This is a genomic window from Polaribacter vadi (genome assembly GCF_018861005.1).
Taxonomy (GTDB): Bacteria; Bacteroidota; Bacteroidia; order Flavobacteriales; family Flavobacteriaceae; genus Polaribacter; species Polaribacter vadi_A.
The window spans coordinates 59,685-78,283 of sequence record NZ_JAHKQL010000003.1; the positions used below are offsets into that span (position 1 = coordinate 59,685).

Consider the following 18,599-nt stretch of genomic DNA (forward strand, 5'->3'; position numbering starts at 1 on the left):
TGTGCTGATTTTGTTATTTTTTATACCCTTTTAAAGGTTTTTATTTGATGAAACCTTTTGTTAATACAATGATTTTATTATTCTTTATTAAAGTTTTCTACTCCTTCTTTTAACCAAGAATAATAAGTATCTCTGTCTGTATATTGTTGTGCAGAATTTAAAATCTCTAAATCAGGACTTAATAAAATATAATAAGGTTGTGATGCGTTTTTAAAATTGATAACTTGAAATGTAGACCATTTATCTCCAACAGTTTTTATTTTTTTAATTTTACCATTTGGTTTTAAAAAGTCGAATTGTTGTGCTTCTGGTAATGCTTTCTCATTATCATCTACATACAAAGAAATTAAAATATAATCTTCTTTTAAAGTTTGATAAATGTCTGGTTCACTCCAAACATTTTCTTCCATTTTTCTACAATTTACGCAGGCCCAGCCTGTAAAATCTAATAAAATAGGTTTGTTAACTTCTGTTGCTTTTGCTAAACCTTCATCAAAATCTTTATAGCAATCTAAACCTAAAGGGCAATCGCTTTCTTGTTCATAAATACTATAAAATTGTGGAGGAGGAAAACCACTTAATAAACTTAAATTCCAAGTAGGATTTTTTAAAACTCCAGGAGTAATATAAATGATAAAAGAGATAACTAAAACCCCAAAAGAGATTCTTGAAAATGATAATTTTTTGATTGGAGAATCGTGTGGGAATTTAATTTTAGCAAATAAATACAAGGCTAAGCCTATAAAAATAATTACCCAAATTCCGATAAAGATTTCGCGTTTTAAAATATCCCAATGCGCAACTAAATCTGCATTCGATAAAAATTTGAAAGCTAAAGCTAACTCTAAAAAACCTAAAACTACTTTGGTTGTATTTAACCATCCACCAGATTTTGGTAAAGAATTTAACCAATTTGGGAACAAAGCAAACAATGCAAAAGGCAAAGCCAAAGCCAAACCAAAACCAGACATACCTGCTGTTAACTGTGTTGCTCCACCATCCGAAGTTAAAGAACCAGCTAAAAGAGAACCTAAAATTGGGCCTGTACAAGAAAAGGAAACGATAGCTAAAGTTAAAGCCATAAAAAAGATTCCAATAATTCCGCCAACAGAGGAAGCAGAATCCATTTTATTACCCCAAGAACTTGGTAAAGTTATTTCGTAAAAGCCGAAGAAAGAAAAAGCAAAAAACACTAAAACAGCAAAAAAGAAAATGTTTAACCAGACATTAGTAGAAATTGTATTTAAAATTTCTGGATCTAAATTATCTAAAAAGTGAAAAGGTAAACTTAGTAATATGTAAATTAAGATGATAAAAAAACCATATAAAATGGCATTAAAAATTCCCTTCTTTTTATTTTCTGATTGTTTTGTGAAAAATGAAACCGTTAACGGAATCATAGGAAAAACACAAGGCGTTAAAAGTGCTAATAAACCACCAGCAAAACCAAGAAAAAAGATACTAAATAATCCGTTTGAACTTTCTGATTCTGCGTCAGAAGTGTTTATTAAAAGTTCAGTATTTTTTAATCCTAACTTTAATTGTTTTGTTAATGCTGCACTTCTTTCATCAACAGTATTCGAAATTTTAATTTGATTATTAGTAAGTGAAACTGTAAAATCTTCATCGATATTTATACAAGCAGTTTCACAAACTTGACCAAAGAAATTTAATTTTACTTGCGTGATTTTTTTGTTGGTTAATTGAATTCTTTGAGAAATTTTTGCCTTCTCTTTAAAAACAACTTCTTCTACTTCCCAAACATCAGAATATTTTTTAAATGTATCTTTTTCATCAGCTTTACCAATTAATTTATAGCCAGTTTCGCCATCAGGAATTGTGATTTCTAAAGGTAAAGAAGCCCCATCAGGATTGTATTGTGAGTACAAATACCATCCTTTGTATAATTTAGCATTAAAAATAATATCGTATTCTGTGTCTGATATTTTCTTAACAGAAGTTGCAATGGTTATGGGATCATTTTCTGTTTGTGCTTTTAAAAAAAAAGCAGTGAAAAGGATAAATAGCGTGATGAATTTCTTCATTATATGGTGGTGATTTTTAAATAATTTTCAGTGTTTTTAGTTGATGAAAAACGACGATCTTGTCTGTGGTTTATCACCCAAATAATTTCGTTATCTACATTACAAAGTAACCAAGTATGTTCTTTTTCTAAGAGCGAAAATTTTTCGTCTTTAAAGTATTTGCTCAGTTTCTTTTTTCCTAGCATTCCTGTTGGATAAAGATAGTCTCCATTTTTCCATTTTCTAACAAGCAAAGGGTATTTTAACAAATCTTTATCAATGTAAATAGTCTGTTTATTTTCTTTTGATTTTTCATCAATATCTTCTAAAACTAAATGAATTGGAGTTGTTATTTCTGATTGATCTTTCTGTATTTTAAATGTCATTTCTTGCGAAGTTGACAAATCTATTTTAGATAAAATTAAAAAGTCTCTATCTTTTAATAATCTATGGGTTTTAGAAAAAACTTGTTTACCAGATTGTGCTGATAATAAATCGTAAACATCATGCCATTCTGTAAAATTATAATCCTTTAAAAGTTGATATAAATAGGCTTTTGGATTAGAAAGTTTATTAATTTTAGCAATTGTATATTTTGTTATTTCTAAAGTTGAAGATGAATCTTTTTTGATAATTTTTGATGAAACATCTTGAATTCTATCTTCAATTATTTGCTGCGATTCTTGTAAGTTTTGTAAAGATTTCGCAAAAGTTTCTAACAAACTCGGATTGATTTCCTTTAAAATAGGTACTACTTGATGCCTAATTTTATTACGTACATATTTGGTTGATGCATTGCTTGCATCTTCTCTCCAATCAATATTATTGTTTTTGGCATAATTCAGAATTTCATCCCTTGTAAAAGGTAAAAGTGGACGAACAATATTTCCGTTTTTTTTGGGAATTCCAGTAAAACCATCTAAGCCAGAGCCCCTTGTTAAGTTGATGAGAAAAGTTTCTAAATTATCATTTGCATGATGTGCTGTTAAAATATAATCGAAATTATGTTTTTCTACTAGTTCTTGAAACCAAGTGTAACGTAATTCTCTTGCTGCAATTTGAGTAGAAAGCTTATTGTTTTTGGCAAAAACAGCAGTGTCAAAATTAATTGTAAAGATTGGTTTGTTGTTTGCTCTGGCAAGTTTTGCTATAAACTCTTCATCTAAATCACTCTCTTTTTCTCTAAGTTTAAAATTACAATGTGCTAAAGAAATGTCTATTTTTAATTGATAAAAAAGATGATGAAGAACAACAGAATCTACACCTCCAGAAATGGCAAGCAATAGTTTTTTATCCTTTAAAAAAGGAAAATTATTATTGATATGTTCTTTGAAGTTCTGAAGCATTTGCGCATCAAAAATACGCAATTCTTGTCATTTAAATTTTAGAATTCAACCAGTTTACAACATCTTGTAGCATTTCTTCTTTACAAAGATCATTGTGTAACTCATGATAACCACCTTCATATAATTTTAAAGTAGCAAATTCTGAATTATTTGCAAATTCTTCTGTGCCTTTATAATCGATAATTTTATCATCTGTTCCATGTAATAAATACATTTGTGTTTGTAGTTTACTCGCATTTTCAATAGCCCATTTGCCAGTTTCTATAAAGGTTAACGAAAAATTAGGGCTAATTTTATTATGCACTAAAGCATCATTTACATATTTATCAACTTCTGTTTGATCTCTAGAAATATGAGAAGCATCTAGTTCATTTCCCATAGTTATTGAGGGTGCAATTTTTTGTAAAATTTTTCCAGCTGCTAATTTGATTTTTGGTGGTTGAAAAGCTAGTTTTAAAAACGGACTAGTTGCAATAACTCCTTTTAATTGATGCTTTTTTCTTAATGTATAATTGATTACTGCATTTCCGCCCATAGAATGTCCGTATAAAAAAATGGGTTTGTTTGGGTATAATTCTTTTGCTTTAGCTATGGATTTTGAAATGCTTTCTAAAACCGCTTCAAAATTGGGATTATGGCCTCTTTTACCTTCTGTTTTTCCATGACCAAAATGATCAAAAGCAACAACAGCAAAATCATTTTCAGTTAATTTTTTTGCAACATGTTTGTAACGATTAGAATGTTCGCCCATTCCATGTGCTAAAACTACAACAGCTTTGGTTTCTTTTCCTTGCCAATATCGACCGTAAAATTCAGTGTTATAAATATTAAAATTGAATTCTTTTTGAGTCATATTAGTACTATTAATTTGTTGCTTTAATGTCGTCAGAAGTATTTGATTTCTGGTCTTTACCCATAGAAACGAGTTGGTAATTTAAGGAATCTTTTGATATTTTATAAATAAAATCATTTCCCCAATAATCTTTGGTGATATTTTTATGCAAAGGATTATTTCTAATAATCTTTTTTAATTCTTTAGGATAAAAGCCAAATTGTTTCTTTTCAGAAGAAAGTAAAGTTTGAATTTTAGCAATTTTAGAACTTGTATTTTCTAAAGGTTTGTTGTTAAAATTGAAATAAGAAATTAAAGCAAAAATTATTAAAAATATTGGAAAAGAAATTAAAAGTGGCTTGGTCATTGGGTGCCAAACAATACTTTTCGGAAGATTATTTTCTTGTTCGAACTTTCTTCTTTTCTTATGCTTAATCAAATATTTAACATCTAAATACCATCCTAATATTTCTGCAATTAATTCAGCCAATTTATCTGTTTTTTAACCAAACACGAATTTCCTTTTTTAAAGATTGTTCTGGTTTTGGTAAAGGAATGGTTTTACCAAACTGTTTACTTCTGTTAAATTTACTAAAATTTATTTTTAGTTGTTTCCATTCTTCAGGATACATTTTTAAAAAACCTGCAAACATATTCATCTCATTAGGTTTGTCTGTTATGGTTTCTAAAATTTTTTGGAATTTTGCTTCTTTATTTTGAATCATAATTATTTAGAATTCAACAATACATAACGCATTGCTTTAGCTTTTAGTAAACATTCTTCATACTCTTTTTCTGGAACAGATTTGGCTGTAATTGCACCACCTACAGAATAAGAAATATACTTTTTTTCTTCGTTATACAAAATACTTCTAATTACTACATTAAAATCGAAATCGCCTTCTGGAGTTATGTAACCAACTGTTCCAGAATACAAACCACGTTTTGTTTCTTCTAGCTTTTCTATGATTTTCATTGCAGCGAATTTTGGAGCGCCAGTCATACTTCCCATAGGAAAAGTATCTTTTAAAACTGTTACAGGATGTATGTCCTCTTCAATTTCAGCAACTACTGTAGAAATCATTTGATGTACTTGCTTAAAAGAATACACCTTGCATAACTCCTCTACTTTTACGCTTCCTTTTTTTGCAGATTTAGATAAATCGTTTCTCACCAAATCTACAATCATTACATTTTCTGAACGCTCTTTAATATCTCTAGATAAATCTGATGCAATTTTATCATCATCAATTTTACTTCTTAAACGCTTTGCAGTACCTTTTATTGGTTGAGAAATTATTTTATTACCTTCTTTTTTAATATACCTTTCTGGTGATGCAGATAATAAATATTGATGTTCCATTTTTAGAAAAACAGCAAAAGGAGGCTCAGAAATTTTATTTAAATCTTTGTAAACTTCAATAGGGTTTATGGTCGAATTTTCAGCATAAAATTCTTGGCAAAAGTTGGCTTCATAAAGATCACCGATTTTAATATGCTCTAAAAGTTTATTTACTTTTTGATGGTATTCGTCCTTATGAATTCTGAGTTTGATTTTGATGTCATTTTCAGATTTTTGAGTTGTTATTTTTTTGATTTTTTGGATTGCTACATAGTCACTTTCCATTTCATCATCAACCATTCTTAAATAATGGAATTCAACCTTATTTCCTTTGATAAAAAACAACTTTTGAGGCTGAAAAAAATACAAATCAGCAAAATCTAAACCATCAAAATTATTTGAGTTTAAATTTTCTACATCATTCTTAACATCATAAGAAATATAACCGAAAATATAGTCTTTAGTTGTGGTTTGATATTCTTCTAATTTATCAAAAGCATTAAAATAATCAGTTTTAATTGAAGTAAATTCTTCAACAGCCAAAGCACAATCAAAACTAGAATATTGTTGTTTGTAATTGTTAGAATCTAACCAAATTGCAGTTTCAAATTGTTGTGCCCACAACAAAATTTGTTCTTTAAAATTCTTAAGATTATCAACAGTAAAAGATTGTATGGTTCTCTGCATATTTTTGCAAAAATACTCGAAAGTTTTGGAAACAAAAAAACCTCACTTAATAGTGAGGTTTCTATATAAAATTTAAATTTTAAGCATTTAATGGTTTACCATCCCAAGCCGCTTTTGCAGCTTCTTTTACAGCCTCTGAATAGGTTGGGTGTCCATGACAAATTCTAGCTAAATCTTCTGCAGACGCTCTATATTCCATTGCAACAGCAGCTTCCATAATTAAATCTGCAACTCTTGCACCTACCATATGAACTCCTAAAATTTCATCAGTGTTTTTATCTGCTAAAACTTTTACAAAACCATCAATATCTCCACTTGCTCTAGATCTACCTAAGGCTCTCATAGAAAATTTACCAGATTTATAATCGATTTTTGCATCTTTTAATTCTTGTTCAGTTTTACCAACTGCAGCAACTTCTGGCCAAGTGTACACAATACCAGGAATTAAATTATAATCTATATGTGGTTTTTCGCCAGCTAAATATTCTGCAACAACAACACCTTCTTCTTCTGCTTTGTGAGCTAGCATTGCACCTTTTACAACATCACCAATTGCATAAATATTAGAAATATTAGTTTGTAAATGATCATTTACATCAACTTGACCTCTTTCATTAACTTTTACGCCAGCTTTTTCTAAACCTAAACCTTCTGTATAAGCTTTTCTACCAACAGCAACTAAACAATAGTCACCAGTAAAAGTTACTTCTTCACCTTTTTTGTTATTTGCTTTTACAATAACTTCATCACCATTTCTTTCAACAGAAGTTACACCTGTACTTACGTTAAATTTCATACCTTGTTTCTTTAAAACTTTGGTAAGTTCTTTAGAAACATCAGCATCCATAGTAGGTGTAATTTTTGGAGCATATTCAATTACAGTAACATCTGCACCTAATCTTTTATAAACAGAACCTAACTCTAAGCCAATAACTCCACCACCAATTACTAATAAATGTTTTGGTACTTCTTTTAATTTTAAAGCTTCTGTAGAAGTAATTACTCTTTCTTTATCTAAACTGATAAATGGTAAAGTAGATGGTTTAGAACCAGTTGCAATGATGGTATTTGTACCTTCAATCACTTCTGATGAACCATCACTTTTAGTAATTTTTATATGAGTAGCATCTTCGAAAGAACCTAAACCTTCGTAAACATCGATGTTATTTTTATCCATAAGATATTTAATACCACCAGTTGTAGTTGTAACAACGTTTTCTTTTCTTGCTACCATTTTAGAAAAATCAAAAGAAGGTTTTTCTACAGAAATTCCATGTTCTTCAAAATGATGTACAGCATCATAATAATGGTGAGAAGAATCTAATAACGCTTTAGAAGGAATACACCCAACATTTAAACAAGTACCTCCTAATGTGCTATATTTTTCTATAATAGCTACTTTTTTTCCTAATTGTGATGCTCTAACTGCAGATATATATCCTCCAGGACCAGAACCAATAACAATAATATCGTATTTCATTGTTGATTTTTTTTATGTATTCTATAACCTAATAGGTTGTTTTTTAATAATAGTAGACAAAAATACGGATATTTTTACAGAATAAAGTTAGAATTTAGTAGTTTTACTGAGTAATATATTTAAAGTAATTTCAGATGAAAATCATAAAAAAAATAATGTTAGTGCTTTTGTTAATTTTTATTGTAGCTCAATTTTTTGGGCCAGAAAAAAATGAAGGAAACATAGATACTGTAAATGCATTTATTGCAGAAACAAACCCACCAGAAAAGGTGTTAGATATTTTAAAAACAAGTTGTTTCGATTGCCATTCTGCAAAAACAAGTTACCCTTGGTACAATAATATTACACCTGTTAACTATTGGTTAGCAGATCACGTAAATGATGGTAAAAAACATTTAGATTTTTCGAAATGGAATACTTATTCTTTAAAGAAAAAAGAACATAAAATGGATGAATTGTATGAAGAGGTTGAGAAAGGTGAAATGCCTTTAGATTCTTATACTTGGACGCATTCAGAGGCGAATTTAACTCAAGAACAAATTAATGCAATTGTAACTTGGGGTAAAAAAGTACAGGCAGATTACAAGCAACAAATGACTGCAGAATAATTGAAAAAACAATCTATTTTAATTATAGGTGCAGTTTGGGTAGAGCCCAATTCTTCTGCTGCAGGTAGTAGAATGTTGCAATTGATAGATTTGTTTTTAAAACAGAATTTTATAATCACTTTTGCTTCTACTGCTCAAAAAAGTAAAAATGCTTTTAACCTAGAATCTTTAGGAATTACAACAGTGGCTATTGAGCTGAATTCATCTTCTTTTGATGATTTTATTCAAAAGTTAAAACCAGATATTGTTGTTTTTGATCGATTTATGACAGAAGAACAATTTGGTTGGCGAGTTGCAGAAAATTGCCCAAATGCTCTACGAATTTTAGATACAGAGGATTTACATTTTTTACGAAAAGTAAGGTATCAACAACTAAAAAAAGGAGAGAAATTTACAAACGAAGCTTTGTTGAGATCTGATGATACCAAAAGAGAAATAGCTTCTATTTTAAGATGTGATTTGTCTATAATTATATCTACTTATGAAATGGATTTGCTAAAATCTGTTTTTAAGATTGATGAAAACCTACTTTATTATTTACCTTTTTTATTAGATAAGATTGATGAACATCACACTAAAAAATGGAAATCATTTGAGGAAAGAGAACATTTTGTATTTATTGGGAACTTTTTTCACAAACCAAATATTGATGCTGTACTCACTTTAAAAAATGAAATTTGGAGCAAAATTAGAAAACGACTCCCTGAAGTTGAAATTCATATTTATGGCGCATATATAAATCAACAAATAAAAGAGTTACATAATTCTAGAGAGGGGTTTATTGTAAAAGGGTATGCAGAAAATGCCCAAGAAATTGTAAAAAATGCAAGAGTAGTTTTGGCCCCTTTACGTTTTGGAGCTGGAATAAAAGGCAAATTAACAGAAGCTATGATTTGCGGAACACCAAGTGTTACAAGCTTAATTGGAGTTGAAGGAATGACTAATGAATTGCATTGGAGTGGGTTTGTTGAAGATGATTTTACTGTATTTTCTAAAATGGCAGTAATATTATATGTAGAAAAAAATACTTGGAAAATGGCGCAAAGTAATGGAGTTAAAATTATCAATGCTACATACAATAAACAGAAAATAGGGAAACCTTTTTTAAATAAAATTGATGTAATTAAACAAAATTTAGAACAACATAGAACTCATAATTTTTTAGGAAGTTTGTTGCAACACCAAACGTTACAAGCAACAAAGTTTATGAGTAAATGGATAGAGGCTAAAAATAAGTAAGCAGTTTTTTAGTATTCAGTTTGCAGTCACCATTTTCAGTAAAAAACTCACAGAATTACTGCTTACTGAGAGCTGCCAACTGGCACATAATCTAAAGGTAAATAGGTTGCAACTTTTTCGTAAAAAGACCAATAGCCTTCATAAAACACATCTAAAGGATAAATTAACAATCCGTTTTTATCTACAATAACTCCTTTTTTCTGAGGAATTAAACTTGATGTTTGTGGTAAAGGTTCTCTTTTTTTACTGAATGTGTTTCTTGTAATATATGCTAATTCTTCTTTCTCTTTAGTGTAAACGATACTTAGATTATCATCAAAAGTTAGATAAACCAAACCATTTTTTTGAGTAATTATTTCTTTTTGAGATAGTTTCGATTTGTACAAATAATCTTTAAATTTTACCAAACGAGATTTTTTAAGTACTACTAAAGCAGAGTCTGTTGCGTTTTTTGGTACATCAATTTCTTTATTAAAGTTGATGCCTAAACCTTTACTAAGTTTTATGAGTTCTCTGGCTTTTTTAATTTCTTTTTCAGAAGGTCTTTCTGGATTTGGCACTCTCTTAAATTGGTTAACAATAAAGCCTTGCTCAGTAAAAGTATTGTTTAAAACAGATTTAAAAAAGTGAACTGTAGAGCCACTGTAAGCTTTTTTTCTGTTTTTTTTCCATCTTTTTTGTTTCGCTTTTCCGCCTTTTAATTCTTTGTATCTAGAGTAACCTAAATAATGAACATAGTTTCTGTTTCTTACAAATTCTTCTAGTTCATAAATAATCAAATAGCCCAACGCTTTATGTTTTAATTGCAGAGGTTTTCTGGCAAAAGCAGTAAGAATATTCTCTCTAGCATTGTAATTAAAATGCAAAACTTCAGGATTTAAAAGTTTACATTCTTTAGCTAATTCTGTTATGCCTATAAACTCTTTTTTAAAAAGTTCTAGATTATATTTCCACTCTTCATCATACACTGTTTTTTGAATAATAATTTCATCCAAAACGTTTTCATCATCCTCAAGAACAAAAAACAAAGGTTTAGAGTATGTAGAAGTATTTAGAGTATAATTAATTTTTTTAAATCCAAGATAAGATACAATAAGTTCGAATTTACCTTCTTTAACAGTTAAGTTAAATTGCCCATTGGCATTTGTTGTAGTGCCAAGCATGGTGTTATTTAGGTAAATGGCAACATTTTCTAAAGGTGTTTTTTGATGATATACAGTACCTTTAATTTCTATTTGCGAAAATGATGATATTGTAAAGAAAGCCCATAAAATAAAAAAATTGTTCCTCATTCTATTTTTATAACGAACAAGAAACAATTTTATAACAATTCTTTTGGTTTATTTTTAAGCTTATAACAAACCAGCTCTTCTTAATAAAGCTTCTGGTTTTGGTTCTTGACCTCTAAAGCGTTTGTATAATTCCATTGGTTTTACAGTTCCACCTTTAGAAAGTACATTTTCTTTAAATTTTGTAGCTACTTCTTTGTTAAAAATTCCTTTTTCTAAGAAATACTCAAAAGCATCAGCATCTAAAACTTCTGCCCATTTGTAAGAATAATAACCTGCAGAATATCCGCCTTGAAAAATATGAGAAAAGGCTGTACTCATACAGTTTTCTGCAACATCAGGATACAATCTAGTTTCTGAAAAAGCATCAATTTCAAATTCTTTTACAGAAGTAATTTCTGACGGATTTTCTGAGTGCCATTTCATATCTAAAAGTCCGAAACTCAATTGACGTAAAGTTTGCATTCCTTCATGAAAACTTGCAGATTCTTTAATTTTTTCTACATATTTCATAGGGATAACTTCTCCAGTTTCGTAATGTTTTGCAAACAATTCTAGAGCCTCTTTTTCATAACACCAATTTTCTAAAACCTGACTTGGTAATTCAACAAAATCCCAAGAAACAGAAGTCCCTGATAAACTGTTGTAAGTGGTGTTTGCTAACATTCCATGTAATGCGTGACCAAACTCGTGAAACAAAGTTGTAACCTCATTAAACGTTAATAAAGAAGGTTTTGTAGCTGTTGGTTTTGTGAAGTTACAAACAATAGAAACGTGAGGTCTTTCGTTAACTCCGTTTTTAATTTGTTGCGATTTGTAACTCGTCATCCATGCACCATTTCTTTTTCCTTTTCTAGGATGATAATCCGCATAAAAAACAGAAATAAAGTTGCCTTCATCATCAGTTACGTTATATGTTTTTACATCTGGATGATATTTTTCTATGTTAGAAACTTCTTCAAAATTTAAATCATACAAACGATTAGCGATTTCAAAAACACCATCAATTACATTTTCTAATTTAAAATAAGGCTTTAATATTTCTTGATCTAAATCGAATAATTCTTTCTTTAATTTTTCTGAATAATAAGCGCCATCCCATTTTTGAAGTTGATCAATTCCGTCTAATTTTTGAGCGTATTTTTCTAAATTTTCAAACTCTTTTTGAGCAGCAGGTTTTGCTTTTTCTAATAAATTGTTCGAAAATTCGATTACCTTTTCAGGAGTTTCTGCCATTCTTTCTTCTAAAACAAAATGAGCGTGGGTTTTATAACCTAATAAGTTTGCTCTTTGCTGACGTAAGTTTACAATTTCTAAAACAATTTTTTCGTTGTTAAACTCATTGCCCTGAAAGGCTTTTTTTCCAGCAGCAATTGCCATTTTCTTACGTAATTCTCTATTATCAGCATACGTTAAAAAAGGAATGTAACTTGGATATTGAAGCGTAAAAATATAACCTTCTTTATCTTGTTCTTTTGCTAATTGACTTGCAGCTTCTTTCACAGAATCAGGTAAGCCAGAAACATCCTCTTCATTAGTTAAATGCATTTCAAAAGCATTGGTTTCTGCCAAAACATTTTCGCCAAATTGTAAAGATAATTTAGATAGCTTTGAATCTATTTCTCTTAATTTTGATTTTTTATCATCACTTAAATTTGCACCATTTCTAGCAAAACCTTTGTATTGCTTTTCTAACAACATTTGTTGTTCTGGTGTTAAATCTAAATTTTCTTTATCTTCAAACACAGCTTTTACTCTTGTAAATAAAGCTTCATTTAAAGTGATGTCGTTTCTAAATTCACTTAACCAAGGAGAAACTTCTTGAGCAATTTTTTGAATAGCATCATTAGTTTCAGCTGAGTTTAAATTAAAAAAAATTGAAGTTATTCTATTTAATTTTTCTCCTGTAAAATCTAAAGCTACAGTAGTGTTTTCAAAAGTAGGAGCAACAGTACTATTTGCAATTGTATCAATTTCTGCTTTTGCAATTTCTATCCCTTTTTTAATAGCTGGTTTGTAATCATCAGAAGAAATTTTAGAAAAAGGAGCTGTATTAAAATCTTGTAAAAGTGGGTTCATGTTTTTATAATTTATAAGCCCTTCAAATACGAATACTTGAAGGGCTATTACAATTTGTATTCTTTTATTTTTTTACTCTTTCAGAAGCTTTTTCAACTTTAAGTTTTAAACCTTCTTTATAAGCGATAATTTTGTCTAAAACACATTTATCTGAAGTTCCAATAATTTGAGCTGCCAAAATTCCTGCATTTTTTGCACCATCTAAAGCTACAGTTGCAACAGGTACACCTCCTGGCATTTGTAATATTGATAAAACAGAATCCCAACCATCTATAGAATTTCTACTTTTTACAGGAACTCCAATTACAGGTAAAGGACTCATACTTGCAACCATTCCTGGTAAATGAGCTGCACCTCCTGCACCAGCAATAATTGCTTTTATGCCTCTTTTGTGTGCATTTTTAGAATAATCGAATAATTTTTCTGGAGTTCTATGAGCAGATACAATATCTACTTCTATTTGTATGTCAAAACTTTCTAAAATATCTATTGCTTCTTGCATTATTGGAAGATCTGAATCGCTTCCCATTATTATACCTACCATAATTATTTACTTATCACTCTAATTGTTTCTTTAACTTTTTGTGCTATTTCTCTTGCTTTATTAATATCAGCATTTACAATGGTAACATGTCCCATTTTTCTGAATGGACGTGTTTCTTTTTTACCATAAATATGAGGAGTAACTCCATCAATCCTTAAAATGTCATTTAAATTCTCGTAAATTACATCTCCAGAAAAACCTTCTTCTCCAACAAGGTTTACCATAATTCCTGCTACTTTACTTTCTGTGTTTCCTAAAGGAAGATTTAAAATAGAACGTAAATGTTGTTCAAATTGATTGGTATAACTAGCTTCTATAGAATAATGACCAGAATTATGTGGTCTAGGAGCAACTTCGTTTACCAATATTTTATCATCTACAGTTTGAAACATTTCTACAGCCAATAAACCAACAAAATCTAGTTTACTAACTACATTTAAGGCAACTTCTCTAGCTTTTTCTGCAACCTTAAAATCGATTCTTGCTGGGCAAATTACATATTCAACTTGATTTGCTTCTGGATGAAATTCCATTTCTACAACAGGGTAAGTTGATATTTCACCATCAGAATTTCTAGATACAATTACAGCCAATTCATTTTTAAACGGAATTAACTTTTCTGTAATACATTCTACATTTGGTAAACTTTGTAAATCATCAATATTTCTTACAATTTTTACTCCATTACCATCATAACCAAAACGTGCGGCTTTCCATACAAAAGGAAAATCGATAATGTTATTCTCAAAAGAATGCTTTAATTCTTCTAAATATGCATAATGAGAAAATTCTGCAGTGGGTATTTGATGATCTACATAAAAATTTTTCTGTCTTGCTTTACTTTGAATAATTCTTAAATCTTTTGGCTTTGGATAAATGGTTAAACCTTCGTCTTCCAATTTATCTAAAGCATCTAGATTTACGTTTTCAATTTCTATGGTTAGTAAATCTACAGTTTTACCAAAGTTGTAAACTGCATCAAAATCTAATAAATCTCCAACAACAAACGTGTTACAAATTTCTGCACAGGGTGCAGATGCACTGCCATCTAAAATTGAAGTATGAATGTCGAATTTTTGAGTTTCTGTTAACAACATTCTACCTAGTTGACCACCACCTAAAACGCCTAATTTAAAGTTTGAAGAAAAATAATTTTTCACGATAATTGTAATTGTATTTTAGCAAAAATAAGCATCTAAAAGCTAAGAAACTATTAAAAATTACTGATTCGAATTGTAGAGCCATTTCTGGTTACATTGTACTCAATTGCAGGGCATTGAAAACCTTCTGTTTGTGGTGCACCTCCAAAATCTACACTGTAGGTACTGTCATCACAAGTACATTTTAAAAGTCTGTTTTCAAATATCATTGGAGCAGTGCAATTATTTGCAGGGCATAATCTATCAAAAGCAACAAAATCACTTCCGTTTTTATTAAATAAAAGAATTCCTTTACTTAAACCACCTACACTTGGTAACTCTGCATAACCTCCAGGAGTTTGTGCGTTTATAAGTCCAGGATTGTTTAAATCTGTGGCTGTACTTAAGCTAAAAGATCTTATGCAACCTTCTAAATTAGTTGTATCTGAGCAGTTTATAAAAAAGATAAAACAAGTAAAAATTACTAATTTTTTTAACATTATGGATTTCTGTTTTATTAAAAACGCTGGCAATTTACAAATATTTTGTACATTTGTAGAACAATCTCATTCCTGTTTAGGCAATGAGATTTTTAAATTTAACCCATAAAGGGTTTTTAAGAAATAATTGTATTATCTCTTTTTTGATAAATTATATGTTTTGCAAAGAAAAGGATAAGTTTTAAAAACAAAGAAAATGAGCGAAATTTCATATTATTCTCCAGAAGGATTAAAAAAATTAAAAGACGAGTTACATCAGTTAGAGCAAGTAGAAAGACCTAGAGTTACTCAAGAAATTGCAGATGCTAGAGATAAAGGAGATTTAAGTGAAAATGCAGAATATCATGCAGCAAAAGAAGAACAATCTCATTTAGAAACTAAAATTGCTAAGTTGAAAAATATAGTAGCATCTGCCCGTATTTTAGATGAAAGTCAGTTAGATACTTCTAAAATATTGATTCATTCTAATGTTAAGATTAAAAATACAAGTAATGGAATGGAGTTTTCTTACAGATTAGTTGCAGATTCTGAAACTGATGTTAGAAATGGAAAACTGTCTGTAAATTCACCTATTGGTAAAGGTTTATTAGGGAAAAAAGTAGGTGAACTTGCTGAAATTAAAGTGCCTAATGGAATTATGAAATTTGAAATTGTAGAGATTTCAAGATAATTTTATTTGAAGCTATTTCCTGCTTTCCACTATATCTTTTTTATGAAAAATAAAAAAGGATGTCGTTTCAATCAGGGCTAAACTTGTTTGCAAACTTTTTGAAATAACTTTTTAGGAAATAATTATTTAAAAAACTATTCTAAATTCGGGTTTTGACATTGTCAGAACCCGAATTCTTTTTTTATTTTTACTAAAAACTATTTACTTTTTAATATGAGCATATTTACCAAAATAATCGAAGGAGAAATACCAAGTTATAAAGTAGCAGAAGATGATAATTTTTTTGCTTTTTTAGACATTAATCCAAATGCAAAAGGACATACTTTAGTAGTACCAAAAAAAGAAGAAAACAAGATTTTTGATTTATCAAAAGAAGAATATTTAGCGCTAATGGATTTCTCTTATAGAGTTGCAAAAGCGTTAGAAAAAGCAGTGCCGTGTTTACGAATTGGTATGAGTGTAATTGGTTTAGAAGTACCTCACGTTCACGTACATTTAATACCAACAAATGCAATGGCTGATATGCAATTTACTAAAAAAGAAAAACTAACAAACGAAGAGTTTGTTGCTTTAGCAGAGACTATTGCTAGTAATTTTTCATGATTATAACTTATTCAACAAAATCTGAAAAGTGGTTCCTTTATCAATTTCAGATTTTTTTACAAATATTTTTCCATTGTGGTAATCTTCTACAATTCGTTTTGAGAGCGATAAACCTAAACCCCAACCACGTTTTTTAGTTGTAAAACCAGGTTTAAATATTTGTTTGAATAACTTTTTAGGCATTCCTTTACCAGTATCAGAAACCGTAATTTTAACTTTCTTTTGTTTGCTTTCAATTTTTAGATTGAGCTCACCTTTACCCAACATTGCATCAATAGCATTTTTAATTAGGTTTTCGATTACCCAACCAAATAATTCTGTATTTAATTCTGTAAAAATTTCATCTTCTGTAGATGAAAACGAAAACGAAATCTGTTTAGAACTTCTAGATTCTAAATAATCAAAGGCCTGTTTTGTAATGTCTACAATGTTTTCTTTTTTCAACTCAGGTACAGAACCAATTTTAGAAAAACGATTGGCAATTGTATTTAAACGATGTACGTCTTTTTCAATTTCTTGGATATAAGTTTCATCTACTTTTTCCATTTTTAAAATCGAAATCCAACCTAAAAGAGAAGACAAAGGCGTACCAATTTGATGCGCAGTTTCTTTAGCCATCCCTGTCCATAGTTTATTGGTTTCTGCAGCTTTGTTAGAACTATAAAACAGATAGATAACCGCTAAAAACAAGACTAAAATTAAAATTAATGCTAAAGGATAATAGGTTAATTTGTTTAATAAATCTGAATCTCTGTAATAAATAAAGTCTGTTTTTCCTAGATAATCAACTTGAATTGGCTGATTCTGATCCTTCATAATTTCGAGCTGTTCTTTTAAATATTTAGGATCGTTTTCTTTTTTAGGATCTAAGTTATTAGAACCTTTTATTTCACCATTTGCATCAACCAAAATAAAAGGAATATCTTTTGTTCTGCTGATAACACTTAATGGAAGTTCAGAAATATTTTTTTCTAAATCTTCTAAACTTTCTGTATTTAGTTCTTTAATGGCTTCTCCATGAATTTCCATTTTTGCTCTTTCAGATTGTTTAAATTTTTGAAAGAAAGTGTAAGTGTTCCAGAGAATTAGCGTAACAATTACTAAAGAAACTAGCATTGTTATACGTTTTAATAAAAGTGTATTTGAGAGAAATTTCATTAAAAACAAATATAAAGGTTTCTTGTATATAACTCATTTAAGTATTTGATAGTATCTTTACTAATGAATTTTATTTGTCAGTTAGAGTGAATTTATAAAGTGATAACGTAATAAATTAGTGTCGAGAACTTCTTTATAAAATTTTCTCTTGAAACCGAAAATCACTCAAAGTGACATCTATTTAAATTTTTGAATATGCTTTCAATCAATCCAAAAGAAATTCCAACAGGAAAATTTCACGGCTATTTATTAGGCGCAATTGCACCAAGACCCATTGCATTTGCAAGTACCATAGATACTGATGGTAATCCTAATTTATCGCCTTTTTCTTTCTTTAATGTTTTTGGTTCAAACCCACCAATATTAATATTTTCTCCTGCAAGAAGAGTAAGAGATAATACTACAAAGCATACTTTAAATAATGTTTTAGCAACTAAAGAAGTAGTGATTAATGTTGTGAATTATGATATTGTTCAACAAATGTCTTTGAGTTCTACAGAATATCCAGAAGGAGTAAATGAGTTTGAAAAAGCAGGTTTTACAATGCTAAAATCAGACGAAATTAAACCTTTTAGAGTAGCAGAATCGCCTGTGCAATTTGAGTGTAAAGTAAATGATGTTATTTTTACTGGTGATGAAGGTGGAGCAGGAAATTTAATAGTTTGCGAAGTTGTTAAAATGCACATAAACGAAAATGTTTTAGATGATAATGGAGCAATAGATCAACATAGAATTGATTTAGTGGCTAGAGCAGGAGGTAGTTATTATACAAGAGCCAGAGATGGTTTTTTCGAAATTCCGAAACCAATATCAACTTTAGGAATTGGTGTTGACAATATTCCATCAGAAATTAGAAATAGTACAGTTTTAACAGGTAATAATTTGGGGATGTTAGGTAATATTGAACAATTGCCAACTACTGACACTGTTAATAACTTTGGTAAAGAACACCCAAATTTTATTGGGTTAGAAACTACAAAAAAACATACATTTGCGCAGGATTTTTTAAGTAAAAATGATGTAGAAAGTGCTTGGAAAGTACTTTTATTAAAATAAATA

At 29.4% G+C, this 18,599-nt stretch carries 18 protein-coding genes; 5 read left to right on the top strand and 13 right to left on the bottom strand.

Translation table 11 applies throughout. The annotated features are described in order from the left end of the window. Positions 1 to 77 precede the first annotated feature (77 nt). The 7 genes from KO506_RS02120 to lpdA form a co-directional block, all read right to left on the bottom strand. Positions 78 to 2,045, bottom strand: coding sequence for a protein-disulfide reductase DsbD family protein (locus KO506_RS02120; RefSeq protein ID WP_215993250.1), 1,968 nt, complete (start codon positions 2,043 to 2,045; stop codon positions 78 to 80). Continuing rightward, positions 2,045 to 3,370 carry a tRNA lysidine(34) synthetase TilS gene (tilS, locus tag KO506_RS02125; RefSeq protein ID WP_215993251.1) on the bottom strand — a complete coding sequence of 442 codons (1,326 nt, stop codon included), beginning with the start codon at positions 3,368 to 3,370 and terminating at the stop codon, positions 2,045 to 2,047. Before tilS ends, KO506_RS02120 begins: the two co-directional genes overlap by 1 nt. Before the next feature lie 31 nt (positions 3,371 to 3,401). Further along, positions 3,402 to 4,223, bottom strand: coding sequence for an alpha/beta hydrolase (locus KO506_RS02130; protein ID WP_215993252.1), 822 nt, complete (start codon positions 4,221 to 4,223; stop codon positions 3,402 to 3,404). 10 nt (positions 4,224 to 4,233) lie between these two features. Beyond that, positions 4,234 to 4,692 carry a type II secretion system protein GspG gene (locus tag KO506_RS02135; protein ID WP_215993253.1) on the bottom strand — a complete coding sequence of 153 codons (459 nt, stop codon included), beginning with the start codon at positions 4,690 to 4,692 and terminating at the stop codon, positions 4,234 to 4,236. A 1-nt stretch (position 4,693) separates the two neighbouring features. After that, positions 4,694 to 4,927 (bottom strand): hypothetical protein, encoded by a 234-nt coding sequence (locus KO506_RS02140; RefSeq protein ID WP_215993254.1) that lies wholly within the window; start codon positions 4,925 to 4,927, stop codon positions 4,694 to 4,696. Positions 4,928 to 4,929: 2 nt separating this feature from the next. After that, entirely contained in the window at positions 4,930 to 6,231 is a 1,302-nt protein-coding gene (locus tag KO506_RS02145) for an anthranilate synthase component I family protein (RefSeq protein ID WP_215993255.1), read from the bottom strand. Between the two features lie 79 nt (positions 6,232 to 6,310). Next, positions 6,311 to 7,711, bottom strand: a complete 1,401-nt coding sequence (lpdA, locus tag KO506_RS02150; protein WP_215993256.1) for a dihydrolipoyl dehydrogenase — start codon at positions 7,709 to 7,711, stop codon at positions 6,311 to 6,313. A gap of 134 nt (positions 7,712 to 7,845) precedes the next feature. Between lpdA and KO506_RS02155 the strand changes: the two genes are divergently transcribed. Together KO506_RS02155 and KO506_RS02160 are read left to right on the top strand one after the other, a co-directional pair. Beyond that, positions 7,846 to 8,319 (top strand): heme-binding domain-containing protein, encoded by a 474-nt coding sequence (locus tag KO506_RS02155; protein ID WP_215993257.1) that lies wholly within the window; start codon positions 7,846 to 7,848, stop codon positions 8,317 to 8,319. Further along, complete coding sequence (locus tag KO506_RS02160) at positions 8,320 to 9,558, top strand: glycosyltransferase (protein WP_252726753.1); 1,239 nt, start codon at positions 8,320 to 8,322, stop codon at positions 9,556 to 9,558. It begins immediately after the preceding gene. A 62-nt stretch (positions 9,559 to 9,620) separates the two neighbouring features. Here KO506_RS02160 and KO506_RS02165 read toward each other — a convergent pair whose 3' ends face one another. From KO506_RS02165 to KO506_RS02185, 5 genes are all read right to left on the bottom strand, one after another. Beyond that, complete coding sequence (locus KO506_RS02165) at positions 9,621 to 10,850, bottom strand: carboxypeptidase-like regulatory domain-containing protein (protein ID WP_215993258.1); 1,230 nt, start codon at positions 10,848 to 10,850, stop codon at positions 9,621 to 9,623. 60 nt (positions 10,851 to 10,910) lie between these two features. After that, on the bottom strand, positions 10,911 to 12,926 hold the full coding sequence (locus KO506_RS02170) for a M3 family metallopeptidase (RefSeq protein WP_215993259.1): 2,016 nt from the start codon (positions 12,924 to 12,926) through the stop codon (positions 10,911 to 10,913). A 64-nt stretch (positions 12,927 to 12,990) separates the two neighbouring features. Next, positions 12,991 to 13,470 (bottom strand): 5-(carboxyamino)imidazole ribonucleotide mutase, encoded by a 480-nt coding sequence (gene purE / locus KO506_RS02175; protein ID WP_215993260.1) that lies wholly within the window; start codon positions 13,468 to 13,470, stop codon positions 12,991 to 12,993. Positions 13,471 to 13,472: 2 nt separating this feature from the next. After that, on the bottom strand, positions 13,473 to 14,630 hold the full coding sequence (locus KO506_RS02180) for a 5-(carboxyamino)imidazole ribonucleotide synthase (RefSeq protein ID WP_215993261.1): 1,158 nt from the start codon (positions 14,628 to 14,630) through the stop codon (positions 13,473 to 13,475). Between the two features lie 53 nt (positions 14,631 to 14,683). Further along, positions 14,684 to 15,109, bottom strand: a complete 426-nt coding sequence (locus KO506_RS02185) for a phosphoribosylaminoimidazole carboxylase (protein ID WP_215993262.1) — start codon at positions 15,107 to 15,109, stop codon at positions 14,684 to 14,686. Between the two features lie 196 nt (positions 15,110 to 15,305). On the opposite strand from KO506_RS02185, the gene greA reads away from it, so the two are divergent. After that, positions 15,306 to 15,779: a transcription elongation factor GreA gene (gene greA, locus KO506_RS02190; RefSeq protein WP_215993263.1), complete on the top strand. Its 474-nt coding sequence runs from the start codon at positions 15,306 to 15,308 to the stop codon at positions 15,777 to 15,779. Positions 15,780 to 15,992: 213 nt separating this feature from the next. Then, the gene (locus tag KO506_RS02195) at positions 15,993 to 16,382 is read left to right on the top strand and encodes an HIT family protein (protein ID WP_215993264.1); all 390 of its coding nucleotides are present in this window, start codon (positions 15,993 to 15,995) and stop codon (positions 16,380 to 16,382) included. Here KO506_RS02195 and KO506_RS02200 read toward each other — a convergent pair whose 3' ends face one another. Beyond that, on the bottom strand, positions 16,383 to 17,540 hold the full coding sequence (locus tag KO506_RS02200; protein ID WP_215993265.1) for a sensor histidine kinase: 1,158 nt from the start codon (positions 17,538 to 17,540) through the stop codon (positions 16,383 to 16,385). It abuts the gene before it with no gap. Between the two features lie 195 nt (positions 17,541 to 17,735). Between KO506_RS02200 and KO506_RS02205 the strand changes: the two genes are divergently transcribed. Further along, positions 17,736 to 18,596, top strand: coding sequence for a flavin reductase family protein (locus KO506_RS02205; RefSeq protein WP_215993266.1), 861 nt, complete (start codon positions 17,736 to 17,738; stop codon positions 18,594 to 18,596). Positions 18,597 to 18,599: the final 3 nt, after the last annotated feature.